The sequence below is a fragment of the Nonomuraea glycinis genome (genome assembly GCF_035920485.1).
Classification (GTDB): Bacteria; Actinomycetota; Actinomycetes; order Streptosporangiales; family Streptosporangiaceae; genus Nonomuraea; species Nonomuraea glycinis.
On record NZ_CP109166.1, the window covers coordinates 8,168,762 to 8,191,788 of the forward strand.

The following is a 23,027-nucleotide window of genomic DNA, read 5'->3' on the forward strand; positions in this document are numbered from 1 at the left end:
CGCGACGGCGACCGACCGCGCCGCCCCGCCCCTCGGGCAGGCCGGCAGGCCGGCAGGTCAGGGCGCCAGGCAGGTGGTGCCGGGGATCTCGGTGGGCAGACCGGGCGCGGACGGGTCGACCATCGAGCCCACGTCGGCGGCGCTACTGGTCAGGCAGCCGATCACCGTGATGGGGTCGACGACGGCGTGGGCGGCGGGGGCGACGGCCATGAGCAGCCCGCCGGCCACCAGCGTGGCCACGGCGAGGCGGCGCGTGCGGTGCATGAGACCTCCAGGATCGAGTGTCAACGTTGGATACTCACCGTAATCCTTTGGTCACTCTGAGTAAATATTGAGCCCATGCGTTCACCCATAGTTCCCCAACTGTTCCCCTGCGCCACACCAGAGGGGCGCGCTTCAAGACCTTTGCACTCTTATTTGAATCATGTTAGATGGATGAGCAAAGGTGCCTAACGTCGCGGTATCCGACACGCTCCGGGAAGGACCGGGCACAGTGACGCTGATCATCGATGGCGTCTCCGTACGGCAGCGCGGGGAGATCTGGCTCGACGACATCCGTCTCGAGTTACCGAGTGGGATGACGACGCTTCTCGGCCCGATGGGGGCGGGGAAGACGACCTTGATGCGGGTCGCCGCGGGGCTGTCGCCCCCCGACCGCGGGCGGGTGCTGGTCAACGGGCGCGACGTCACCTCCGTCTCCGTACGCAAGCGCTCGGTCGCCTTCGTCTACCAGCAGTTCATCAACTATCCCTCGCTGACGGTCTACGACAACATCGCCTCCCCGCTGCGCCTGGACGCCTCCTTCCCCAGAAGTGACCTGGACCGGCGGGTGCGCGAGGTGGCCGAGCTCATGGGCATCGGCGACCTGCTCGAACGCAGGCCCGCCGAGCTGTCGGGAGGCCAGCAGCAGCGCACCGCCATCGCGCGGGCGCTGGCCCGGCAGGTGGACGTGCTGCTGCTGGACGAGCCGCTGGCCAACCTCGACTTCAAGCTGCGCGAGCAGCTCAGGGCCGACCTGAAGAGCATGTTCGCCGTGGCCCCTGGCGTGGTGCTGTATTCGACGGCCGACCCGAACGAGGCGCTGTCGTTCGCGGCGCCCACGGTGGTGCTGGGCGAGGGACGGGTGCTGCACACCGGTGACGTGGCGGACATGTACGCCGAGCCGCCCACGCTGGCGGTCGCGGCGACGCTCAGCGATCCGCCGCTGAACCTGCTGCCCGGTGTGGTCCGCGAGGGCAGGATCGACTGCCTCGGCGCCTCCTTCCCGGCGCCGGGAGCGCACGGGGACGGCCGGGGCGTGGTCCTGGCGGTCCGCCCGCACCAGGTGAGCATCGAGCGTGGCGGGCCGGACCTGCTGGAGTTCCCCGCCGAGATCCGGCTCGCGGAGGTGACCGGGAGTTCGACGTACCTGCATCTGATGCCGGCCGGTGGCCGGCACCTGGTCGCGCACCTGGAGGGGGCGCGGCTGTTCGACCCCGGCGAACCGGCGACCGCGTACGTGGATCCGGCGCACCTGTTCGTCTTCGACGAGGTCGGCGGCCGGCTGCTGGCCACCTCCGCGGCCGGGGCCGACCTGCATGGCTGACATCCGGCTGGAGGGCGTGGGCCACAGCTACGACGGCGGCCGGACGTGGGCGCTGCGGCCGATGACGTGGACGTGGCGCGACGGCCGGGCGTACGCGCTGCTCGGCCCGAGCGGGTGCGGGAAGAGCACGCTGCTCAACATCATCTCCGGCCTGCTCTCCCCCACGGTGGGGCGGATCTGGTTCGGCGACCGTGAGGTGACCGGCGTGCCGACCGCGGGGCGCGACATCGCGCAGGTCTTCCAGTTTCCGGTGCTGTACGAGGAGATGTCCGTCTACGACAATCTGGCGTTCCCGCTGCGCAACCGCCGCCGTCCCAAGGCCGAGGTGGACCGGCGGGTGCGCGAGGTGTCGCGGCTGCTGGGTCTGGAGGAGCACCTGCGGCGCCGGTCGCGGCGGCTGGACCCGGGCCGGCAGCAGCTCGTCAGCCTGGGCCGCGGCCTGGTGCGCGCGGACGTGGCGGCGGTGCTGCTGGACGAGCCGCTCACCGTCGTCGACCCGGCCATGAAGTGGACGCTGCGCAGCGAGCTCAAGCAGATCCACCGCGACACCGGGCACACGCTCATCTACGTCACCCACGACCAGACCGAGGCGCTGACCTTCGCCGAGGAGGTGGTGGTGCTGAACGACGGGGCGATCGTACAGGCGGGCGAGCCGAGCGAGCTGTTCCTGTCGCCCGCGCACGAGTTCGTCGGCCACTTCATCGGCTCGCCCGGCATGAACGTGCTCCCGGCCGAGCTGCTGGACGGTGTGGTGCGGGTCGGCGACGCCACGCTCGGGCGGGCGTCCGTCGAGCTGCCCTCGGGTCCGGTACGGGTCGGGGTACGGCCGGAGTTCGTCCGGATCGGCCCCGGCGGCGCCGCGTCTGGGCCGGTGGCGCGGGTGACGGGCGTGGACCGGATGGGCGCCTACAACCTGGTGCACGCCGAGGTGAACGGGCATCCGGTGATCGCCAGGACCGACGCCGCGACCACGTTCGACGCCGGAGCCAGGCGGGTCCTGCGCTTCACCGAGGGCCGCGCGTTCCTGTTCAGGGACGCGGTCCGGTGCGGCGTGCTGGAGCCGCTGGACGGGAGGGCCGGGGCATGAGCGAGCGGACGGCGGCCCCTGCCGGCCAGGCGGACGGTCGGACGGACGACCAGGCGGATCGGCGGGCGGATCGGCGGGCTGAACGGCGGGCTGAACGGCAGGCGGAGGAGGGCGAGCGGCGGGCCGACCCCCGGCGCAGGAACAACCGGGCCTGGCTGCTGGTGCTGCCGGTCGTCGTGTCGGTCGCCTTCACCGCCGTGATCCCGCTGATGACCGTGGTGAACTTCTCCGTGCAGGACATCTTCAGCCCTGGCGACCGGCTCTTCGTCGGCCTGGAGTGGTTCCGGTCGGTCTCGCGGGACCCGGAGGTGCGGGCCGCGTTCGTGCGCACGCTGCTGTTCTCGGCGCAGGTGCTGCTGCTGGAGATCCCCCTGGGCGTGCTGCTCGCGGTGGCGATGCCGCGCCGGGGCGTGTGGGTGTCGGTGACGCTGGTGCTGGTCGCGCTGCCGCTGCTGATCCCGTGGAACGTGGTGGGCACCATCTGGCAGATCTTCGCCCGCCCCGACATCGGGCTCGGCGGCTGGGCCGTCAACAACGTGCTGGGCCTGGAGTTCAACTACACGCTGGACGCCACCGACGCCTGGATCACCGTGCTGGCCATGGACGTGTGGCACTGGACGCCGCTGGTGGCGCTGCTGGCCTACGCGGGACTGCGCTCGATCCCGGACCCGTACTTCCAGGCGGCGCAGATCGACGGCGCCTCGGCCTGGGCCACCTTCCGCCACATCCAGCTCCCCCGGCTGCGGGGGGTGCTGACGATCGCGATCCTGCTGCGTTTCATGGACAGCTTCATGATCTACACCGAGCCGTTCGTGGTGACGGGCGGCGGGCCGGGCAACGCCACCTCCTTCCTCAGCGTCCTGCTGTCGAAGATCGCCGTCGGGCAGTTCGACCTGGGGCCGGCCGGGGCGTTCTCGCTGCTGTACTTCCTGGCCGTACAGATCGTCTGCTACGTCTTCTTCACCGTGCTGACCAGGACCGGGAGGTGAGCGCCATGGGCGACAGGCGGCTGCCCTGGGCGCGGACCGTGCTCTGGCTCTACGGCATCACGCTGCTGCTGCCCCTGCTGTGGATGTTCGGCATGTCCATCCGCCCCAACCAGGACATCCTCGGCAGCTTCTCGCTCATCCCGCAGCGGGTCACCTTCGACAACTACGTCACGTTCTTCACGAACTCGGTGTGGTACTCGAGCTACCTGAACTCGATCGTCTACACGTCGATGAACGCGGTCATGTCGCTGGTGGTGGCGCTGCCCGCCGCCTACGCCTTCTCCCGGTTCAGGTTCGCCGGGGACAAGCACCTGTTCTTCTGGCTGCTGACGAACCGGATGGCGCCGCCCGCGGTGTTCCTGCTGCCGTTCTTCCAGATCTATCAGGCGGTCGGCCTGTTCGACACGCATCTGGGGGTGGCGATCGCGCACATGCTGTTCAACGTGCCGCTGGCGGTGTGGATCCTCGAAGGGTTCATGTCGGGCATCCCCCGCGAGATCGACGAGACCGCGGCGATCGACGGCTACTCGCTGCCGCGGTTCTTCGTCAAGATCTTCCTGCCGATGATCCGCTCCGCGATCGGCGTCACGCTCTTCTTCTGCTTCATGTTCAGCTGGGTCGAGCTGCTCATCGCGCGGACCATCACCTCGGTCGACGCCAAGCCCATCGCCGCCACCATGACGCGCACGGTCAGCGCGGCGGGCGTGGACTGGGGGCTGCTGGCGGCGGCCGGGGTCCTGACGATCGTCCCCGGCGCGATCGTGATCTGGTTCGTCCGCAACTACATCGCCAAGGGCTTCAGCCTGGGGAGGGTCTAACCATGCTTCCTGGGCTGGAGTGGATGGTGTGGACCGGGCCCACGGCGGCCGTCTTCATCGGGCTCGGGCTGCTGCTGTGCGGGATGGCGGTCTGGGCGAAGATCTCTCCGCCGGTGGCGCGGCGGGGGTTCCTGCGCATCGAGACCGATCGGGGGGACCGGCTGTACATCGGCCTCATCAGCGCGGCCGTCGTACTCGCCGGATGGATCGCGGTCACCGACCTGTCCATGTGGCTGGCGCTGGCCTGCGCGTTCCTGGTGGCGCTGACGATCGGGTTGTGGGGCTGACGAAGGAGGCGGCTATGCCGTTCGACAGAAAGATCCCCTACAGGAGTACGGCCTGCGCGGCGGTGCTCGTCCTGCTGGCCGCGGCCTGCTCGCAGGGCAGCGGCGGTGGTGGCGGCGACTTCCGGGAGGCCGACGCCAAGGCGGCCGCCCAGCGCTGGGTGTCCACCGAGTTCACTCCGAGCACGCTGTCCAGACAGCAGCAGCTGGCCGAGATGGACTGGTTCATGAAGGCGGCCGCCCCGTACCGGGGCATGGAGATCAACGTGGTGTCGGAGACGATCACCACGCACGAGTACGAGTCCAAGCAGCTCGCCAAGGCGTTCACCGAGATCACCGGGATCAGGCTCAAGCACGACCTGATCCAGGAGGGCGACGTGATCGAGAAGCTGCAGACGCAGATCCAGGGCGACCAGAACATCTACGACGCCTACGTCAACGACTCCGATCTCATCGGCACGCACGCGCGCGGCGACTATGTGGTGCCGCTGTCGGACTACATCGCCGGGGAGGGCAAGGCGGTCACCTCGCCCACGCTGGACCTGGCCGACTTCATCGGCATCAGCTTCACCACCGGCCCGGACAAGAAGATCTATCAGCTGCCCGACCAGCAGTTCGCCAACCTCTACTGGTTCCGCTACGACTGGTTCACCGATCCGGACGTCAAGAAGCAGTTCAAGGACGCCTACGGGTACGAGCTCGGCGTGCCGGTCAACTGGGCGGCCTACGAGGACATCGCCGACTTCTTCACCACCAAGGTCAACGGCAACGGCACGATGGACGGCAAGAAGGTCTACGGCCACATGGACTACGGCCGTAAGGACCCGTCGCTGGGCTGGCGCTTCACCGACTCGTGGCTGTCGATGGCGGGCAACGGCGACCCGGGCCTGCCCAACGGCCTGCCGGTGGACGACTGGGGCATCAGGGTGGAGAACTGCCGCCCGGTCGGCTCGTCGGTGACGCGCGGCGGCGACACCAACGGCCCGGCCTCGGTGTACGCGCTGACCAAGTACGTGGACTGGCTGAAGAGGTTCGCGCCGAAGGAGGCGGCCGGGATGAACTTCAGCGAGTCCGGCCCGGTGCCCGCCCAGGGCAACATCGCCCAGCAGATCTTCTGGTACACCTCGTTCACCGCCGACATGACCGCGCAGGGGCTGCCGGTCGTCAACGGCGACGGCACGCCCAAGTGGCGCATCGCGCCGAGCCCGCACGGCGCGTACTGGAAGGACGGCAACAAGCTCGGCTACCAGGACGCCGGCTCGTGGACGCTGCTGAAGAACACGCCGAAGGAGCGGCGGGCCGCGGCCTGGCTCTACGCGCAGTTCGTCACGTCGAAGACGGTGTCGCTGAAGAAGTCGATCGCCGGCCTGACGTTCATCCGCGACTCCGACATCAAGAGCGACTACTTCGAGCAGAACGCCGACAAGTACGGCGGGCTGATCGAGTTCTATCGGGGCCCCGCTCGCGAGCAGTGGACGCCGACCGGGACGAACGTGCCGGACTACCCCAGGCTGGCGCAGCTGTGGTGGCAGAACGTGGCCACCGCCGTCACCGGCGAGACCACCCCGCAGCAGTCCATGGACAACCTGGCCAAGCAGCAGGACGACATCCTGTCCCGGCTGGAGCGGCGGGGGTACGGCGGCGCCTGCGCGCCCAAGCTGAACCCGGAGCGGGACGTCCAGTACTGGCTGGACCAGCCGGGCGCCCCGGCTCCCAAGCTCGCCGACGAGCGGGGCAAGCCGGAGACGCTCGACTATGACCGGCTCATCGCCCAGTGGAAGAAGGCCGGCTGAGCCGCCTGTCAGGCCGAGCGCACCGGCTCGCCGTCGGCGGCCGGTGCGGCCGGCTCCAGATCGAGGGTGTCGCGCAACTGGATGGGCGGCAGGAACAGCGCCGCGATGACGCCCACCGCGGCGATGCCGGCCGAGACGAGGAAGATGTGCCCGGTGGCGTCGCCGTAGGCGACCTGGACGATCGCCTTGATCGGCGCGGGGAGCGCCTGGATGTCGAGGCTGTTCCCGCCGGAGCCGCTGACCGGGATGCCGGCCTTGGTCAGGCCCTGCGCGATGCCGGTGGCGACGTGGCTGGCCAGGATCGCGCCGAGGACGGAGACGCCGATGGTGCCGCCCAGCGAGCGGAAGAAGGTGACCGCGCCGCTGGCGGCGCCGAGCTCGTGCAGCGGGACGGTGTTCTGGATGGCCAGGACGAGGTTCTGCATGGACAGGCCGACCCCGGTGCCGACCATCAGCATGCCGGCGCCGATGACGAGCAGCGACGTGTCATGGTCCATCGTGCTCATCACCAGGAATCCGGCGGTGAGCACGAGTGAGCCGGTGACGATGTACGGCTTGACCTTGCCGCTGCGGGAGATCATGCGGCCGCTGATCGTCGAGGAGAGCAGCACGCCGGCCATCATCGGGATGGTGAGCAGGCCCGCCTCGGTCGGGGTGTAGCCGCGGCCGATCTGGAAGTACTGGCCGAGGAAGACGGCGCCGCCGAACATCGCCATGCCGACCGCGAGGCTGGCCACGATCGCCAGCGCGGGCGTACGGCGGCTGATCACCTTCAGCGGCACGACCGGCTGGGGAACCCGCGCCTCGACCAGGGTGGCCAGCACCAGGATGGCGACGCCGCCACCGGCCATGACCGCCGTCTGCCAGGAGAGCCAGTCGAAGGAGTTGCCCACGAAGGTGACCCAGATGAGCAGCACGCTGACACCGGCGGCGATCATGGTCGCGCCCAGGTAGTCGATCTTCACGTCGGTCCGGCGCACGGTCGTGACGTTCAGCGTCCGGTGCAGCAGCACGAAGGCGGCCATGGTGAACGGCACCGCGACGAAGAAGCACCAGCGCCAGCCGAGCCAGGAGGTGTCGGCGATGAGCCCGCCGAGCAGCGGGCCGCCGACAGTGGCCACGGCCATGACGCCACCGAGGTAGCCGTTGTAGCGGCCGCGCTCCTTCGGGCTGATCATCGCGGCGATCACCACCTGCACGAGCACCTGCAAGGCGCCCATGCCGAGCCCCTGGATCGCGCGAAAGGCGATCAGCTGCTCGGTGTTCTGCGCGAACCCGCAGGCCAGCGAGCTCACCATGAAGATCCCGATGGAGATCTGGAGCAGCAGTTTCTTGCTGAACAGGTCGGCGAGCCGGCCCCAGATCGGGGTGGCGGCCGTGGCGGCCAGCAGTGAGGCGGTGACCACCCAGGTGTACTGGGACTGACTGCCGTGCAGCGCACCGATGATCTGCGGCAGCGCCACGGAGACGACGGTGCTGCTGATCATCGCGACGAACAGGACGAGGAGCAGGCCGCTGAGCGCTTTGAGAATCTGCTTGTGGGTCATCGGCTCGGCGGCCAAGCCGGCGGGTGCGCTCACGCGCGTCCTCCAATAAAGGAAAGTTTCATTACAAGAGGGACACTTTACATGCCCACTCGGCAACTTTGCGCATTGGGCATATATTCCCAAGCGGTAGAGTTGTCCGCACTATGGACAGCACGCTGGGACTACGCGAGCGCAAGAAGGCCGAGACGCGGCAGAGCGTCCACGAGGCGGCCGTGCGCCTGGTGGAGGAGTACGGCTTCGACGCCGTCACGGTCGAGGCCATCGCCGACGCCGCCAACATCTCCCGGCGCACCTTCTCCAACTACTTCGCCGGCAAGGAGGACGCGGTCCTGTGGGGCGAGGAGCAGCGCTTCCACACACTGGTGGCCGAGGTCCGCGCCCAGCCGCCGACCGTTTCCGGCTGGCAGGCGCTGCGCACCGCCGTCCATGACCTCTGCGAGCGCGTGGGCGGGCCCGGTGAGTGGGCCTCGCGCACCCGCCTGGCCAAACGGCACCCCGCGCTGCTGGCCAGGCAGCTAGCCAACCATGCGGCGCTCGAACGCGAGCTGGCCCAGGCCATCTCCGAGCACCCCAGCCCGATCCGGCCACGGGTGATGGCGGCGGCCTGCCTGAGCGCGCTGCGCGTCGCCGCGAACGTGTGGGTCGAGGAGCAGCAGGCCCGCCCGCTGGTGGAGGTCTGCGACGAGATCTTCGAGGAGATGGGGCGCTCGTTCGGCTGAGCGGTGCGCGGCGAATCCGCAGATGACGTCCGTATCGGGAGTTATTCGCCGCGTCGGGGGAATCCTTCTACCGACGGCTTCGGGGCCCGGCAGAAGAGCGGGCCCTGCCGGCGTGTGCATGGGGCGTGGTCGCTCCGACATAAAGTGGGCGAAATGCCACATTCGCACCTGGGCTCAGCGCAGGCGCCAATACCATGCCCGTCAGTACCGTCCCCTTCATCCAGGAGCCACCCTTGACCGTCCAGGCCGATGCAGCGAGGCGACGCATCGAAGAGCTGCTACGCGCCGAGGAGGAGCTGATCCTGCCCCGGTGGCGCGCGATCGCCAAGGCGCCCGCCGACGAACTTCAGGAGATCTACCAGGCTCTGCTCTCCGCGTTCCAGGAGGGCGAGGACCTGACGGAGGTCCGGGGAGCCCTCGCCGAGCTGTCCCGCGCCCGCGCCCGGCAGGGCCACACGCCCTCCGACACCGCCCGGGCGGTGTTCGGTCTCAAGGAGGCCGTCTACGAGACCGTCGAGCGCGACGGGACGGCCGAGGCGCTGGTCGGCTTCACCTGGTTCTCCCGGCTGATCGACGATCTGGGCCTGTTCACGTTCGAGAGTTACGCCAGCGCCCGCGAGAAGATCATCCTGGACCAGGCCGAGCAGCTCCTGGAGCTGTCGACGCCGGTCGTCAAGCTGTGGGACGGCATCGTGGCGGTGCCCCTGGTCGGCACGCTGGACTCCGCCAGGACCCAGGTCGTGATGGAGAAGCTGCTGCAGACGCTGGTCGACAACGGCGCCGAGCACGCGGTGATCGACATCACCGGAGTCCCCGCGGTGGACACCCAGGTGGCACAGCACCTGCTGAAGACCGTGTTCGCGGCCCGGTTGATGGGCGCCGAGTGCGTCATCTCCGGTATCCGCCCGCAGATCGCGCACACCATCGTCACTCTCGGCATCGAGTTCGGCGACATCGTGACCAAGGCCTCCCTGGCCGACGCGCTGGCCTACATGCTGGGGCGACGCGGCATCGAGATCAGCCAGGCGGAGCGACCCCGCATCGCGGTGCGGACGGAACATCGATGATGGAGCGCATCCCCATCCTCAAGCTCGGCGACACGCTGATCGTCTCCATCCAGGGCGACCTGGAAGACCAGGGCGTGCTCGCGCTGCAGGAAGACCTGGCCGACAAGGTCGTCACGACCGGCGCGCGGGGCGTCATCATCGACATCTCCGCCGTCGAGATCGTCGACTCCTACATCGGCAGGATGCTCGCCACCATCGCTGACATACTGCGGATGCTCGACGCCGACACCGTGGTCGTCGGCATGCGCCCGGCCGTGGCGATCACCCTCGTCGAGCTCGGCCTGTCGCTGGGCGGGGTGCGCACCGCGCTCGATCTGGAGAAGGGCGTAGCGCTGCTGGACCACGTCAGGAGCACGCCACGATGACCGGCGACGGACCGCTGCCCATCGTCAGCAACGCCGACATCGTCGCGGTCCGGCAGCAGGTGCGGACCGCGGCCGTGGAGTCAGGGTTCTCCCTCATCGACCAGACCAAGGTGGTGACCGCGGCGAGTGAGCTGGCCCGCAACGCGCTGGTCTACGCCGGAGGCGGCCAGGTGCGCATCGAGGTCGTCGAGAACGCCCGGCGACGGGGCCTGCGGCTCGAGTTTCGCGACGAGGGACCGGGTATTCCCGATGTGGAGCAGGCCCTCACCGACGGCTGGACCACCGGCTCCGGCCTCGGGCTCGGACTGAGCGGGTCGCGGCGGCTGGTCGACGAGTTCGACCTCGACTCCGTACCGGGGAAGGGCACGACGGTGACCGTGACGAAGTGGGCCAGGTAGGTGGACCAGGTCAGGCAGACCCGACCGGACATATGGGTGCGGGCCGAGGAGTCCAGCGCGGTCGGCGCCGTGCGCAGAACGGCCACCCACCTGGCCGAGAGCGTGGGCATCGGCCCCGAACGCGTCGGGCAGATCGCGGTGGCGGTCACCGAGGCCGTCTCCAACCTCGTCAAGCACGCCGTCCAGGGCATGGCCCTGGTCCGGCCCTGCCCCGGCGCCCCGGCCGTGGTCGAGCTGATCACCCTCGACCGCGGGCCGGGGATGCCCGACGTCGCGCGCGCGCTGCGCGACGGCTACTCCACCTCCGGGACGCTGGGCATCGGGCTGGGCGCGATCGCCCGGTTCGCCTCCCACTACGACGTGCACTCGGTTCCCGGCGCGGGGACGGCGCTGGCCATGCAGTTCGCCGACGGTGACCTGCCCGCGCTGCCGCCCGCCAGCGGCCTGACCCGCCCCATCGGCGAAGAGGTGGAGTCGGGCGACTCCTTCGCCATCGCCACCGGCGACGAGGCCACCACCGTGATGCTGTGCGACGGACTGGGCCACGGGTCGCTCGCCGCGCGCGCCTCCCAGGAGGCGGTGCGGCTGTTCCTGGCAGCGCCGGACGACGACCCCGCGGCGATCCTGCGCCGGCTGCATCACGGGCTGGGTCACACCAGGGGCGGCGCGGCGGCGGTGGCCCGCGTCACCTCGGACTCCGTGACCTACACCGGCATCGGCAACATCTCCGGCTGGATCGTCCACGACGGGCAGCGCCAGGGCATGATCTCGGCGCACGGCATCGCCGGCCACCAGGGGCGGCGGCCCCGGCAGTACGTCTACGAGGTGGACGAGCACGCGACCGTGGTGCTGCACTCCGACGGCCTGACCGACCGCTGGAGCCCGGCCGCCATGCCGGGCCTGTTCGCCCGCTCCCCCGCCGTCGTCGCCGCCACCCTGCTGCGCGAGGCGGGCAGCCGCCGCGACGACGCGGGCGTGGTGATCGTGAGGCCCCGGTCATGACCGCGATCGAGCTGGCCGGCATGCACCTGGGCCGGGAGCAGGACGTCTTCGCGCTGCGCCGGCTCGGCCGGGCCGCCGCCGAGCTGAGCGGGCTGGAGGCGCAGGACCAGATCCGGGTCGCCACCGCGCTCAGCGAGATCGGCAGGGAGGTGGCCGCCGGCGGCGCGGAGGTCGTCTTCACGCTGGACGGCGGCGAGCTGCGCATCACCATCGAGCACACCGCCACGACCGACCCGGCCGGCTGGGAGGCGCTGGCGCTGGCGAGCCGCCTGGTGGACTCGGTCGCCGCGGACACCGAGCGCGGGCACATCACGATCACCAAGCGGCTGACCGCCCTTCCCGCCGCCCCGTCGGCCCGGCACATCCGCGAACGGCTGGCCCAGCTGGCGCCGACCACCGCCGTCGACGAGCTGCGCGAGCAGAACAAGGAGCTGGCCGAGACCCTCGACGAGGTGCGGCAGCTCAACGCCGAGCTCCAGGAGACCAACCTGGGGGTCATGGTCCTGTACAACCAGCTCTCCAGCGAGCTGGAGGAGACCAACAGGGGCGTGGTCGCGCTGTACGCCGAGCTGGACGAGAAGTCCAGCCGGCTCCGCCAGGCGGCCGAGACCCGCAACCGGTTCTGGGCCACGGTCAGCCACGAGCTGCGTACTCCGCTCAACTCCATCATCGGCCTGGTCAGGCTGCTGGTCGGGCCGGGCGGCGACCCGCTGACGGAGGAGCAGACGCACCAGGTGGGACTCATCGGCGGCTCGGCCGAGACGCTGCTCTCCCTGGTCAGTGAGCTCCTGGACATGGCCAAGGCCGACTCGGGACGCCTGCAACCCCAGCTGGCGACCGTGGACCTGGACAGCCTCGTGCACCAACTCCACCTGACGATGCAGGCCACCAGCGACGTCGCCCTGCGCACCGAGGTCGCCGACGAGGTCACCGAGATCTACACCGACGAGGTCATGCTCACCCGCGTCCTGCGCAACCTGCTGTCGAACGCGCTGAAGTTCACCCGGCGGGGCGAGGTGCGGCTGAGCGCCCGCCTGGACGAACCGGCCGGGCAGGTGGTCATCACCGTCGCCGACACCGGCATCGGCATCCCCCCGGAGTACCTCGGCCAGGTGTTCGAGGAGTTCGTCCAGGTCCCCGTCCCCGCGCAGGCCGCGAGCAAGGGGACGGGCATCGGGCTGACGTACGCGGCCAAGCTCACCGAGATGCTGGACGGCTCGCTGGAGCTGGACAGCACCTTCGGGGAGGGCACGACCGCGACCGTGCGGCTGCCGTACTACGGAGGACCTCCCCGGATCGAGCGGGTGCTGATCGCCGACGACGACGAGGACTTCCGCGCCACGGCCCGTAGGATGCTGTACGGCTTCGCCGCGCAGGTGGACGAGGCCGCTGACGGGGTCGAGGCGTTGGCAGCGATGAGGGACGGACGCCCGGACGTCATCGTGCTCGACATGCTCATGCCGCGCCTCGACGGTAACGCGCTGCTGCAGCGCATGGCGGAGGACGAGGAGCTGAGGAAGGTGGTGGTGGTGGTGGTGACGGTGGCGCCGGGCAAGGCCGCGGCGGAGCATCCCGTGCTGTCCAAGCTCGACCTGAGCCGCGAGCAGCTGCTCCGGTCCGTGCTCGAGGCGACCGGAGCTGACCGTGCCTGAGTCGTCGGCCTGTGTCCTGGTCGTGGACGACACCCCCACCAAGCGCTACGTCCTGTCGAGCTGGCTGCGGCGGGCGGGCCATCGGGTGATCGAGGCGGCCGGCGGCGAGGAGGCCCTGGCCGTGCTGCGGGAGCAGCGCCCCGACCTGGTGATCCTGGACGTCCTCCTGCCCGGCCTCAACGGCTTCGAGGTGTGCGAGCGGATCAAGGCCAATCCGGCGACGGCCTCCATCCCGGTCATCCAGGTGTCGGGCAACGCCATCACCGTGGCCGATCGCACCGAAGGGCTGGAGCGCGGCGCCGACGCCTACCTCGCGGAGCCGATCGAGCCGAGCGAGTTCGCCGCCACGGTGGAGGCGACGCTGCGTTACTCGCGGGCGCGCCGGCGGGCGGAGGTGATGGCCGGACGGCTGGCCATGCTGGCCGAGGTGACCTTGCGGATCAACCGGGCCGACTCCTTCGAGCGGTTGCTGAGCGTGGCCGTCCAGGGCACGGTGGACATCATGGGCCGCCGCTCCGGCGCGCTGGCGGTGCCGGCCGACGGCCGGTTGCGCAACTACCGCGCCCGCCCCGGCGAGGCCCCCATCAGCAAGAGCGCCGCCCCCAACCTGCTGGACCGGCTGTGCGGGCTCGTCCTGGGCGACGCCGCCGGAGCCGAGGTGCTCACCGTCGAGGCCGGGGACTGGGTCACGCTGATGCCCGACCTGGAGCTCAGCCGGCCGGTCACCGGCGTGCTGTGCCGGACCAGAAAGGGCAGGCCGCCGGTCTTCCTGGGGCTGGAGGCCGCCCCGGCGCTGGACGCCGACGAGCTCAACCTGCTGCTGCAGCTCGCCCAGGGGCTGGCCCTCGCGGTGGACGCGCTGCGCGCCTACACCGAGGAGCACACCATCTCGCTGACCCTGCAGCGCAGCCTGCTGCCCTCGCGGGTGCCGGAGGTGCCCGGCCTGCAGATGGGCCTGCGCTACCAGCCCGCGGTGGACAACATCGAGGTCGGCGGCGACTTCTACGAGGTGCTCATGGTCGGCGACCGGGTGCTGGTGGCGATCGGCGATGTCATGGGCCATTCGCTGCACGCGGCGACCATCATGGCCGAGCTGCGCCACGCGCTGCGGGCTTCGATGATCGACCATGTGGACCTGGCGGCCTCGATGGACCTGCTGAACAAGATCCTGCGCCGCTACCACCCCGGCATGACGGCCACCGTGTGCATGCTGCTGCTGAACCCGGCGACGGGCGAGATCGAGCTGGCCAACGCCGGGCACATCCCGCCGCTGCTGGCCGGCCCGCAGGGGCGCTATCACGGCCTGGGCAACCTGCTGCTCGGCGTGGCCGCCGAGGACTACAAGGTGGAGCATCTGGTGCTGCCGCCGGGGGGCACGCTCATGCTGTTCACCGACGGGCTGGTGGAGGACCGCCACATCCTGCTGGACGACAGTTTGGAACGAGCCAGGCAGCTGGCGGAGACGGTCGAGGACGACCTGGAGGCGTTCTGCGACCGGATCCTGGCCGCTTTCGGCTCACGGGAGGACGACGTGGCCTTCGTCGTGCTCCGCCGGGACGCGGCGCAGACCTGACGGGCGGCGCAGACCTGACGGGCGGCGCAGACCTGACGGGCGGCGCCGACCGGCACGGTCGTCGGTGGCCGCGACCGTGTCGCTCAGCGAGGTCAGCCGGGTCGCTCAGTCGGTCGGGGCGGTCTGGAAGCCGAACAGAGGGCGGACCTCCACGCCGCCGCTCACGACCGGGGTGAGCTCGGCGAGTTTCACGGCATGGTCGTGGTTGCGGGCTTCGAGCACGAAGACGCCGGCCACCGCCTCCTTCGTCTCCACGAACGGGCCGTCGGTCACCAGGCCGCCGCGCACGGTCGTCGCCGTCTCGGGCTGTTCCAGCGCCAGTTCGGCGACGACCCGGCCGCCGAGCTCGGCGATGCGGGCGGGGAGCCGCTCGTGCGCGTGCTGGACCTCCGGCGGAAGCTCGGCAGGCGGCACGGCCTCGTAGATGAGCACCGCGTACTGGTTCATCACGCCACCTCCTCGACAGGGCGAAGTCCCTCCGCCACCCGTCCTGCCCAGGCGGGGAAACGCCTCACCCGATGAATCCGACATAAGACCATAAAGATGCATATTTTCGGACTGTTGGCGGGCTATCTTGGCGACGCATTGTTTGAGAGTCGTCTCTCCAGGTAGTCGCCCGGCTATGGAACGCGACATCATGGACGACGACCACACGGACCGCGACGTCGACGCCGTGGTCGTGGGCGACGTGATGCTCGACTCCTGGCTGCGCGGGCCGGTCAAGCGGATCGCGCAGGAGGCTCCCGTACCGGTGGTCAGCGTCGAGGCCACCGAGGAGGCGCCCGGCGGCGCCGGCAACACGGCCGCCAACCTGGTCGCGCTCGGCGCCCGCGTCCGGCTCATCGGCGCGGTGGGGGACGACGCCTGTGCCGACCGGCTCGGCCGGGCGCTCGCCCTGCTCGGCGTCGATGCCCGTACGGTGACCGTGCCGGGCCGCCGTACCCCCCACAAGCGGCGGCTCATGGTCGGCGAGCAGCTCGTCGCCCGCTATGACGAGGAGGACCGCGAGCCGATCACCGGCGCGGCGCAGGCACGGCTCCTCGCCGAGCTCGAGCGGGCGCTTCCGGGCGCCGACGTGGTGATCGCCTGCGACTACGGCGGCGGAGTCTGTACGCCCGCCGTCCGGGAGGCGCTGGCCGGGGTGCCCCTGCTGGTCGTGGACGCGCACGCGATCACCCCCTGGCGGGCGTGCGGGCCCGCCGTCGTGCTGCCGAACTACGGAGAGGCGCTGGAGCTCCTGCGCGAGGACGGCGACGTGGCCGACCGGGTGAGCTTTCTCACCCGGCGCTCGGCACGGCTGCTGGCCGAGTCCGGCGCCGGCATGGTGGTGACGACCCTCGACGGGGAGGGAACGCTGCTGCACCGGCCGGGACACCCGCCGTACCGCACCTATGCCGAGCCCGCGCCCGACCACATGGCGACGGGGGCGGGCGACACCTACACGGCCGCCTTCGCGCTGTGGCTGGCGGGCGGCGCCACGCCCGAGCACGCCGCGCGGGCGGCGCAGGCCGCCGCCGGCGTGGTGGTGCGGCGGCCGGGCACCGCCACCTGCACCCGGCAGGAGCTGCTCCGGGAGCTGCGGCGGACCGGCGGGCGCGAGGACGGCCCGGTGCAGGCCGCCGACCGGCTGGCACACCGACTGGACGGGCACCGGCGGCGCGGGCAGCGGATCGTGTTCACCAACGGCTGCTTCGACGTGCTGCACCGGGGGCACGTGAGCTACCTGGAGGAGGCCTCGCGGCTCGGGGACGTGCTGGTCGTGGCGGTCAACAGCGACGCGAGCACGGCGCGGCTGAAGGGCCCGGGACGGCCGATCAACTCCTGCGAGGACCGCATGTCCGTGCTGGCCGCGCTCACCTTCGTCGACTACGTGACCGGCTTCGACGAGGACACGCCCGAGCGACTGCTACGCATGATCCGGCCCGACCTGTACGTCAAGGGCGGCGACTACACCCCGGACATGCTGCCGGAGGCCCCGCTGGTCAGGGCCATGGGGGGCGAGGTCATGGTGCTGGAGTACGTCTCCGACCGGTCCACGACGGCCATCATCGAGCGCGTGCGCTCCCTGCCCGCACCGAACTCGGCGGAACCCCGGTGACCGGCGCGGGCCACCGTCCGCGGATCGATCGCGGCGGGTGAGCGGCGGTGGACCGGACCGCGCGGCTGGACGGGATCGAGCGGATCGCGGTGCTGCGCGCCAACGCCCTGGGCGACTTCCTGCTGGCGCTGCCGGCCCTGGAGGCGCTCAAGGCCGCCTATCCGGGCGCCTCGATGACGCTGCTCGGGACGGCGTGGCACGCCGCGTTCCTGGACGGGCGTCCCGGGCCGGTGGACGAGGTGGTGGTGCTGCCGCCGATCACCGGGGTGTCCACCATGGAGGCCGGTCATCGGGCGCCGGCCGAGCTGTTCGAGCGGCTGCGGGAGCGCCGGTTCGGGCTGGCGGTGCAGATTCACGGCGGCGGGCGGTATTCCAACCCGTTCGTCCGGGGGCTGGGGGCCCGGACGACCGCGGGCCTGCGCACCCCGGACGCGGAGCCGCTCGACCGGTGGGTGCCGTACGTGCCGTACCAGCATGAGACGTTGCGTTTCCTGGAGGTGGCGGCGCTGGTCGGCGGGGTCGCGGGCCGGCTCGAACCGTGGGTGGCCCGCACCGGGGCCGACGCCGCCGAGGTGGCGGCGGCGCTCGGCGAGCCGCCGGCCGGGCTGGTGGCGCTGCATCCCGGCGCCATGGATCCGCGGCGGCGCTGGCCCGCGGAGTTCTTCGCGGCGGTCGGTGACCGGCTCGACCGGCCGATCGTGGTGACCGGCAGCGAGGCGGAGCGTGAACTGGTGGAGCGGGTCACCGAGGCGATGCGGCGCCCGGCCGTGCCGCTCGCGGGCGCGCTCGGCGTCGGCGGGCTGGCCGCGCTGTACGCGCGGTGCGATCTGCTGGTCGCCAACGACACCGGGCCCCGGCACCTGGCCGCGGCCGTCGGCACGGCGACGGTGGGGATCTACTGGTGCGGCAACCTGATCAACGCCGGACCGCTCACCAGGTCCCGGCACCGGCCGCTGGTCTCCTGGACGGCGGCGTGCCCGGTGTGCGGCACCGGCGGGCTCGATCCCGCGGCGGAGCGCTGCGCGCACGACCCGTCGTGGGTGGCGGACATCCCGGTCGACGCGGTCGTCGAGCAGGCCCGGGAGCTGCTGCGGGGAGCGTGACAGCACGAAGGCCCGCACCTTCGAGAAGGTGCGGGCCCCAGGTCGTGCAGGTGCGTCGTCCTTAGACGGGAACGATGTTCTCCGCCTGCGGGCCCTTCTGGCCCTGGGTGACGTCGAAGCTGACCTTCTGGCCTTCCCGCAGCTCGCGGTAGCCCTGAGAGGCGATGTTGGAGTAGTGAGCGAAGACGTCGGCGCCGCCGCCGTCCTGCTCGATGAAGCCGAAGCCCTTTTCGCTGTTGAACCACTTAACGGTGCCAGTCGCCATGTCGATCTCCTTCATAGGCGCAAAAGACGGAATCCGCAGGTCACGAACTCCATGTCGCCGCAATCGACCCATCCGGAAATGACCGGCGAAAAGACAAATGCGCCCGAGGGCTTACATCCCGTCAGGCGCACACGAAATCCATGGGTACCAGAACTGCGAACACACGGATCAGCCTACCACGACCCCCCGTCCCCCACACCACGTCGGCATGTGGCCAGTTCAGGGCGTCGAGACGGCGCGCTAGCCAACAATTGCTGAAAAATACACAAGCACTGTGCCCTTTTACGCAATCCTGACCGCAAGCGAAAAGTTAGGGTTACTGCATGTTGTCCAGTCTTGACGGGGAATATTCATCGCTGGGGCAGCGCATACAGGCCGCTCGCGACCGCGCGTTCGTGGGGCGCGGCGAGGAGCTCGCCCTCTTCCGCGCGACGCTCGGCGCGGACGGGTCGTTCGGGGTGCTGTATGTGCACGGACCCGGCGGCATCGGCAAGTCGGCGCTGTTACGGCGCTTCGCCACCGAGGCCAGAGCGGCCGGCCGGCGGGTGGTGACCGTGGACGGGCACACCGTGGCCCCCTCCCCCGCCGCCTTCGAGGCGCAGGCCGGCGAGGTGCTGACCGGCGAGCGGGTGGTGCTCCTTGTGGACACCTTCGAGCTCTGCCAGGGCTTGGCGGGGTGGCTGAGAGAGCGTTTTCTGCCGCGCGTGCCGGTGGGGGCGCTGGTGGTCGTGGCCGGCCGGAACCCGCCCGACCTGCGCTGGCAGGCCGACCCGGGCTGGGCGGAGGTGCTGCGGGTGATTCCGCTGCGCCCGCTGGCTCCGGAGGAGGCCATGGAGCTGATCGACGCCCGCGGGGTGGCGTCCGAGCTGCGTGAGCCGCTGCTGGCCTTCGCCGGCGGGCACCCGCTGGCGCTCTGCCTGGGCGCCGCGGTCGCGGCCAAGGACGAGCGGGCGTCGGTCCGCTGGACGCTGCGCAAGGACGTCGCGAAGACGCTGCTGGACCAGCTCGTCGGCGAGGTGCCGTCGCCGGCGCACCGCCGCGCGCTGGAGGTGTGCGCGCACGCCAGGACGACCACCGAGGAGTTGCTGCGCGCGGTGCTGCCGCAGGACGCCGGGCCGCTGTTCGAGTGGCTGCGCAGGCTGCCGTTCATCGAGTCGAACCGGCACGGCCTGTTCCCGCACGAGGTGGTCAGGGACGCGCTGGAGGCCGATCTGCGCTGGCGCGACCCCGAGGGATACGCGACCATGCACCGCCGCATCCACGCGCACCTGGCCGCGCAGGTGCGCGTGGCCGGCGACCAGGCCGCGCCGGCGGCCATGGGCTCGCTGTTCTACCTGCACCGCAGCGACGGGGTGACCTCGAAGTTCCAGGGCTGGCAGGGCGACGGCGAGGTGCACGAGGAGCCCTTCCGGCCCGAGGACCGGGCCCAGGTGCTGCGCATGGTGGCCGAGGCGGAGGGCCCGGAGTCGGCGGCCGACGCCGCGTTCTGGACGAGCCGGCGGCCGGAGTCCTTCTGGGTGCACCGTGACACCGAGACGGGCGAGCCCGTCGGCCTGATGGCGTGGCTGGTGCTGGCCGAGCCCAGTGAGGAGGAGCTGGCCGCCGACGTGATGCTGGGCCCGGCCTGGGAGCACATCCGGGCCACCGCCCCCCTGCGGCCCGGGGAGCACGTCGCCCTCTGCCGCGCCTGGGTGGTGCCCGCCTATCAGGGGCCCTCGCCGGTGATGGACCTGGTCCAGTGGCGCGCCATCGGCGAGTGCCTGCGGGCCGACCGCCTGGCCTGGGCGTTCATGGTGATGCGGGACCCGGACTCCTGGCGCCGCTACCTGCGCCACCACGACCTGCACGACCTCGCCGTACGGCTGCGTCGCGGCGAGGAGACCTACGGCCTGTTCGCCCACGACTGGCGCACCACGACCGCGGAGGCGTGGCTGGAGCGCATGGGGCGGCGCGGGCAGTCCGGCCCGCAGGCCACCGCGCCGCCGGAGCCGTCCGGTCTGCGGGTGCTGTCGCGGCCCGAGTTCGACTCCGCCGTACGTGAGGCGATGCGCAGCCTGTCGCGGCCGGGAGCGCTGGTCGGCAACCCGCTGACCCGCACCAGGCTGGTGGCCGGCCATCCCTCGCCGGACCCCGCCCAGGCGCTGCGCGAGCTGCTCGAGGCGGCGGTCGAGCAGGTGGGCGCGGATCCACGGGCGGTCCGCCAGCATCAGGCCGTGGTCTCCGCCTACCTCAGCCGGGTGCCCACCCAGGAGGCCGCCGCCGAGCGTCTCGGGCTGCCGATCAGCACGTTCAGGCGCCACCTTGCGGGCGGGCTGGAGCGAGTGGCGGAGAGACTGTGGCATCGGGAGGTGTACGAGGCGCCCGAGGCCCCGCCAGACGCCTGATCAGCGGGCCGACGGGCCGCTCCACCCAGCGGTACACGGCGTAGGCGGCCAGGAGCATCACCGCGATCAGCCCGGTCACCAGCACGTACCGGTTCACCGAGTCCCCGATCCGGTTGATCAGGATGAACCCGATGTGGGCGTGCAGCAGGTAGAGCGGGTACGTCAGCGCTCCGGCGGTGGCCAGCCATGGCCGGGCCAGCCGCTGGAGCACCCGCAGGGCGATCAGCGTCATGATCAGGAAGATCACCACGACCACCGCGACGACGACCACGGAGTCGTACGCCACCCCGTAACGCCTGCCCACCGAGTCGGCGTACCCGATGGCCCGGTAGGCGGCGTTGCCCAGGCAGAGGGGGACGATCAAGGCGACCTGCCAGTTGAGCCCGTACTCGTACAGCAGGAACAGCGCCATCCCGGCGATGAAGTAGTGCGAGAACTCCGACTGCACGACCAGGTCGGCCGCCCCCGGCAGCAGCCCGGTCTGGACCAGGGCGGTCAGGCCCAGCCATCCCCACATCAGGATCATGACCCGCGTCCTGGTCATGCCGACCAGGGTCAGGAGGCCGATGAGGAAGTAGAACCTCATCTCGGTCCACAGCGTCCAGTAGACGACGTCCACGTTGGCCACGTTCGGCACGGCCTGGAACATCGTCAGGTTGACCAGCACCTGATAGAGGGAGACGTCGAACATGCCGGCGCCCAGCGTCACCGTCACCAGCGTGGTGGCCGCGATCCCGACCCAGTAGGCCGGGTAGAGCCGGGCCAGCCTGGACACCGCGAAGGCGCGGGGGGTCCTGCCCCACGCGCTCATCAGCACCACGAAGCCGCTGATCAGGAAGAACAGGTCCACGCCGAGATAGCCGTAGCGCGCGACGCCTTCGAGCTCGGGGAACGCCACCGTGCTGTGTCCGCCCACCGGCCCGGAGAAGGCGTAGTGGAACACCACCACGCACAGGGCGGCCACCAGGCGTAACCCGTCCAGCTCGTACAGCCTGGCCGAGCGCCGCCTGCGGCTGACGTACGGTGCTTGTTCTTTCCCCCTGATCACGAATGCCAGGATGGGGCGGATCGGCGCTCAGTTCCCAGTCCGATTCGCTCCCAATCACCGCTCAGTCCGCTCAGCCCCACCCGAGCGCGCCACCCACCCCCGCCCGCCTCGGCGTAGGCCCGCGGCCCGCATGATGATCCCGTCCGCCCGGCGGGTAACCGCGCTTCGCGCCCTTCCGTGAACTTGTCCGGCGGGCGGCTCGTACCTGTACGAAGACGGGTTGCTGTCTCGCTGAGGAGGTCTTCGACGTGGCCGTGCTTCACCGGATCGTGGGCACCGCCGTGCTCGGGGCGGGCCTGCTGCTGCCGGCCCTGTCGACCACGGGGGTGGCCGTCGCGCAGGAGGCGTCGGTGCACGGGGTCCAGGTGGTGCACGGGGGGCTGACCAGCCCGGTCAGCCGGGCGGCGGCCTGCGGGGTGGAGAGCACGCTGAAGGCCGGGCCCGCCTGCGTGGCCGCCGCCAAGGTGAGCGGCCGGCTGCTGGTCGAGGAATGGGACGACCTGCGGGTGGCCGACGTCGCGGGCAGGGACCGCGAGATGATCCCGGACGGGAAGTTGTGCAGCGGCGGCCTCGACCAGTTCGGCGGCCTCGATCTGGCCCGCGCCGACTGGCCCGCCACCGATCTGGCGCCGGGCGCGAACTACACCTTCCGGTATCGGGGCACGATCCCGCATCAGGGGACCTTCCGGATGTACGTCACGGCGAACGGCTACGACCCGTCCCGGCCGCTGACCTGGTCGGACCTGGAGCGGAAGCCCTTCCTCAAGGTCACCGATCCGCTGCTGGCGGACGGGTCGTACACCATGAAGGGCCGCCTGCCCGCCGGCAAGAACGGCCGTCACCTGATCTACACGATCTGGCAGAACTCCGACACGCCGGACACGTACTACTCCTGCTCCGACGTGGTCTTCGGCGACGCGGCCGATGCCGAGTCCCCCTCCGCGCGGACTTCCGACGCGGCGGACGCCGAGCCTGCCTCCGTGGAGACCCCCGACGCGGCCGTTGCCGAACCCACCTCCGTGGACACGCCCGACGCGGCGGACGCCACTGCCCCCGACGTGGGGGACGCCGAGGCCCCCGACGACACGCCGGCCGTGGCGAACGCCGGGACCGACGCGCCCGCCGTACAGGACGGCGACCTGGTCTGGGTGCTCGGCGCGGCGGGCCTGCTCGCCATCGCCACGGCGGGCGCGATCGTGGTGCTCCTACGCCGCCGCTGACCCCTCGGACGCCTGGCCGGCCAGCGGCGG

Annotated in this window: 22 protein-coding genes; 17 read left to right on the forward strand and 5 right to left on the reverse strand. The window is 71.0% G+C overall.

Annotated elements, in window-relative coordinates:
* Window positions 1–57: 57 nt before the first annotated feature.
* On the reverse strand, window positions 58–264 hold the full coding sequence (locus OHA68_RS38405; RefSeq protein ID WP_327104635.1) for a hypothetical protein: 207 nt from the start codon (window positions 262–264) through the stop codon (window positions 58–60).
* A gap of 229 nt (window positions 265–493) precedes the next feature.
* On the opposite strand from OHA68_RS38405, the gene OHA68_RS38410 reads away from it, so the two are divergent.
* The 6 genes from OHA68_RS38410 to OHA68_RS38435 are packed head-to-tail and all read left to right on the forward strand — an operon-like array spanning window position 494 to window position 6,556.
* Window positions 494–1,585 carry an ABC transporter ATP-binding protein gene (locus OHA68_RS38410; protein WP_327104636.1) on the forward strand — a complete coding sequence of 364 codons (1,092 nt, stop codon included), beginning with the start codon at window positions 494–496 and terminating at the stop codon, window positions 1,583–1,585.
* Window positions 1,578–2,672 carry an ABC transporter ATP-binding protein gene (locus OHA68_RS38415; protein ID WP_327104637.1) on the forward strand — a complete coding sequence of 365 codons (1,095 nt, stop codon included), beginning with the start codon at window positions 1,578–1,580 and terminating at the stop codon, window positions 2,670–2,672. Before OHA68_RS38410 ends, OHA68_RS38415 begins: the two co-directional genes overlap by 8 nt.
* On the forward strand, window positions 2,669–3,661 hold the full coding sequence (locus tag OHA68_RS38420) for a carbohydrate ABC transporter permease (RefSeq protein WP_327104638.1): 993 nt from the start codon (window positions 2,669–2,671) through the stop codon (window positions 3,659–3,661). Before OHA68_RS38415 ends, OHA68_RS38420 begins: the two co-directional genes overlap by 4 nt.
* A gap of 5 nt (window positions 3,662–3,666) precedes the next feature.
* Complete coding sequence (locus tag OHA68_RS38425; protein ID WP_327104639.1) at window positions 3,667–4,479, forward strand: carbohydrate ABC transporter permease; 813 nt, start codon at window positions 3,667–3,669, stop codon at window positions 4,477–4,479.
* A 2-nt stretch (window positions 4,480–4,481) separates the two neighbouring features.
* Window positions 4,482–4,766 (forward strand): DUF2160 domain-containing protein, encoded by a 285-nt coding sequence (locus tag OHA68_RS38430; RefSeq protein WP_225277217.1) that lies wholly within the window; start codon window positions 4,482–4,484, stop codon window positions 4,764–4,766.
* Window positions 4,767–4,780: 14 nt separating this feature from the next.
* The gene (locus OHA68_RS38435; protein ID WP_327104640.1) at window positions 4,781–6,556 is read left to right on the forward strand and encodes an ABC transporter substrate-binding protein; all 1,776 of its coding nucleotides are present in this window, start codon (window positions 4,781–4,783) and stop codon (window positions 6,554–6,556) included.
* A gap of 8 nt (window positions 6,557–6,564) precedes the next feature.
* Here OHA68_RS38435 and OHA68_RS38440 read toward each other — a convergent pair whose 3' ends face one another.
* Window positions 6,565–8,103 (reverse strand): MFS transporter, encoded by a 1,539-nt coding sequence (locus OHA68_RS38440; protein ID WP_327109611.1) that lies wholly within the window; start codon window positions 8,101–8,103, stop codon window positions 6,565–6,567.
* Window positions 8,104–8,246: 143 nt separating this feature from the next.
* On the opposite strand from OHA68_RS38440, the gene OHA68_RS38445 reads away from it, so the two are divergent.
* The 7 genes from OHA68_RS38445 to OHA68_RS38475 all read left to right on the forward strand — a co-directional run bounded on the left by OHA68_RS38445 (window position 8,247) and on the right by OHA68_RS38475 (window position 14,879).
* Window positions 8,247–8,822: a TetR family transcriptional regulator gene (locus OHA68_RS38445; protein ID WP_327104641.1), complete on the forward strand. Its 576-nt coding sequence runs from the start codon at window positions 8,247–8,249 to the stop codon at window positions 8,820–8,822.
* A 194-nt stretch (window positions 8,823–9,016) separates the two neighbouring features.
* The gene (locus OHA68_RS38450) at window positions 9,017–9,889 is read left to right on the forward strand and encodes an STAS domain-containing protein (protein WP_327104642.1); all 873 of its coding nucleotides are present in this window, start codon (window positions 9,017–9,019) and stop codon (window positions 9,887–9,889) included.
* Window positions 9,889–10,254 carry an STAS domain-containing protein gene (locus OHA68_RS38455; protein ID WP_327109612.1) on the forward strand — a complete coding sequence of 122 codons (366 nt, stop codon included), beginning with the start codon at window positions 9,889–9,891 and terminating at the stop codon, window positions 10,252–10,254. The genes OHA68_RS38450 and OHA68_RS38455 overlap by 1 nt, the downstream gene beginning before the upstream one ends.
* Window positions 10,251–10,652, forward strand: coding sequence for an anti-sigma regulatory factor (locus OHA68_RS38460; RefSeq protein WP_327104643.1), 402 nt, complete (start codon window positions 10,251–10,253; stop codon window positions 10,650–10,652). Before OHA68_RS38455 ends, OHA68_RS38460 begins: the two co-directional genes overlap by 4 nt.
* On the forward strand, window positions 10,653–11,654 hold the full coding sequence (locus OHA68_RS38465; RefSeq protein WP_327104644.1) for an ATP-binding SpoIIE family protein phosphatase: 1,002 nt from the start codon (window positions 10,653–10,655) through the stop codon (window positions 11,652–11,654).
* Complete coding sequence (locus tag OHA68_RS38470) at window positions 11,651–13,306, forward strand: ATP-binding protein (RefSeq protein ID WP_327104645.1); 1,656 nt, start codon at window positions 11,651–11,653, stop codon at window positions 13,304–13,306. The genes OHA68_RS38465 and OHA68_RS38470 overlap by 4 nt, the downstream gene beginning before the upstream one ends.
* Window positions 13,299–14,879, forward strand: a complete 1,581-nt coding sequence (locus tag OHA68_RS38475; RefSeq protein ID WP_327104646.1) for a fused response regulator/phosphatase — start codon at window positions 13,299–13,301, stop codon at window positions 14,877–14,879. Before OHA68_RS38470 ends, OHA68_RS38475 begins: the two co-directional genes overlap by 8 nt.
* 105 nt (window positions 14,880–14,984) lie before the next feature.
* Here OHA68_RS38475 and OHA68_RS38480 read toward each other — a convergent pair whose 3' ends face one another.
* Window positions 14,985–15,326, reverse strand: coding sequence for a YciI family protein (locus tag OHA68_RS38480; protein ID WP_189140729.1), 342 nt, complete (start codon window positions 15,324–15,326; stop codon window positions 14,985–14,987).
* A 175-nt stretch (window positions 15,327–15,501) separates the two neighbouring features.
* Here OHA68_RS38480 and rfaE2 point away from each other — a divergent pair, with 175 nt between their 5' ends.
* Both rfaE2 and OHA68_RS38490 read left to right on the forward strand, forming a co-directional pair.
* The gene (gene rfaE2, locus OHA68_RS38485; RefSeq protein WP_327104647.1) at window positions 15,502–16,977 is read left to right on the forward strand and encodes a D-glycero-beta-D-manno-heptose 1-phosphate adenylyltransferase; all 1,476 of its coding nucleotides are present in this window, start codon (window positions 15,502–15,504) and stop codon (window positions 16,975–16,977) included.
* Between the two features lie 47 nt (window positions 16,978–17,024).
* Window positions 17,025–18,080, forward strand: a complete 1,056-nt coding sequence (locus tag OHA68_RS38490) for a glycosyltransferase family 9 protein (RefSeq protein WP_327104648.1) — start codon at window positions 17,025–17,027, stop codon at window positions 18,078–18,080.
* A 61-nt stretch (window positions 18,081–18,141) separates the two neighbouring features.
* Here OHA68_RS38490 and OHA68_RS38495 read toward each other — a convergent pair whose 3' ends face one another.
* Window positions 18,142–18,345 carry a cold-shock protein gene (locus OHA68_RS38495; RefSeq protein ID WP_189140445.1) on the reverse strand — a complete coding sequence of 68 codons (204 nt, stop codon included), beginning with the start codon at window positions 18,343–18,345 and terminating at the stop codon, window positions 18,142–18,144.
* 323 nt (window positions 18,346–18,668) lie between these two features.
* Here OHA68_RS38495 and OHA68_RS38500 point away from each other — a divergent pair, with 323 nt between their 5' ends.
* A complete protein-coding gene (locus OHA68_RS38500; RefSeq protein ID WP_327104649.1) occupies window positions 18,669–20,729 on the forward strand; it encodes an ATP-binding protein in 2,061 nt (686 codons plus the stop codon).
* On the opposite strand, the gene OHA68_RS38505 is transcribed toward OHA68_RS38500, so the two are convergent.
* The gene (locus OHA68_RS38505; RefSeq protein ID WP_327104650.1) at window positions 20,635–21,777 is read right to left on the reverse strand and encodes an acyltransferase family protein; all 1,143 of its coding nucleotides are present in this window, start codon (window positions 21,775–21,777) and stop codon (window positions 20,635–20,637) included. The genes OHA68_RS38500 and OHA68_RS38505 overlap by 95 nt on opposite strands.
* A 248-nt stretch (window positions 21,778–22,025) precedes the next feature.
* On the opposite strand from OHA68_RS38505, the gene OHA68_RS38510 reads away from it, so the two are divergent.
* Complete coding sequence (locus OHA68_RS38510) at window positions 22,026–22,997, forward strand: lytic polysaccharide monooxygenase auxiliary activity family 9 protein (RefSeq protein WP_327104651.1); 972 nt, start codon at window positions 22,026–22,028, stop codon at window positions 22,995–22,997.
* Window positions 22,998–23,027: the final 30 nt, after the last annotated feature.

Bases quoted from the DNA above. Each gene is read 5' to 3' on its own strand.
- OHA68_RS38445 (WP_327104641.1), top strand. From the start codon at position 8,247: ATGGACAGCACGCTGGGACTACGCGAGCGCAAGAAGGCCGAGACGCGG.
- OHA68_RS38425 (WP_327104639.1), top strand. From the start codon at position 3,667: ATGGGCGACAGGCGGCTGCCCTGGGCGCGGACCGTGCTCTGGCTCTAC.
- rfaE2 (WP_327104647.1), top strand. From the start codon at position 15,502: ATGGAACGCGACATCATGGACGACGACCACACGGACCGCGACGTCGAC.
- OHA68_RS38460 (WP_327104643.1), top strand. From the start codon at position 10,251: ATGACCGGCGACGGACCGCTGCCCATCGTCAGCAACGCCGACATCGTC.
- OHA68_RS38405 (WP_327104635.1), bottom strand. From the start codon at position 264: ATGCACCGCACGCGCCGCCTCGCCGTGGCCACGCTGGTGGCCGGCGGG.
- OHA68_RS38500 (WP_327104649.1), top strand. From the start codon at position 18,669: ATGTTGTCCAGTCTTGACGGGGAATATTCATCGCTGGGGCAGCGCATA.
- OHA68_RS38455 (WP_327109612.1), top strand. From the start codon at position 9,889: ATGGAGCGCATCCCCATCCTCAAGCTCGGCGACACGCTGATCGTCTCC.
- OHA68_RS38435 (WP_327104640.1), top strand. From the start codon at position 4,781: ATGCCGTTCGACAGAAAGATCCCCTACAGGAGTACGGCCTGCGCGGCG.
- OHA68_RS38420 (WP_327104638.1), top strand. From the start codon at position 2,669: ATGAGCGAGCGGACGGCGGCCCCTGCCGGCCAGGCGGACGGTCGGACG.
- OHA68_RS38495 (WP_189140445.1), bottom strand. From the start codon at position 18,345: ATGGCGACTGGCACCGTTAAGTGGTTCAACAGCGAAAAGGGCTTCGGC.
- OHA68_RS38440 (WP_327109611.1), bottom strand. From the start codon at position 8,103: ATGACCCACAAGCAGATTCTCAAAGCGCTCAGCGGCCTGCTCCTCGTC.
- OHA68_RS38480 (WP_189140729.1), bottom strand. From the start codon at position 15,326: ATGAACCAGTACGCGGTGCTCATCTACGAGGCCGTGCCGCCTGCCGAG.
- OHA68_RS38450 (WP_327104642.1), top strand. From the start codon at position 9,017: ATGCCCGTCAGTACCGTCCCCTTCATCCAGGAGCCACCCTTGACCGTC.
- OHA68_RS38470 (WP_327104645.1), top strand. From the start codon at position 11,651: ATGACCGCGATCGAGCTGGCCGGCATGCACCTGGGCCGGGAGCAGGAC.
- OHA68_RS38430 (WP_225277217.1), top strand. From the start codon at position 4,482: ATGCTTCCTGGGCTGGAGTGGATGGTGTGGACCGGGCCCACGGCGGCC.
- OHA68_RS38415 (WP_327104637.1), top strand. From the start codon at position 1,578: ATGGCTGACATCCGGCTGGAGGGCGTGGGCCACAGCTACGACGGCGGC.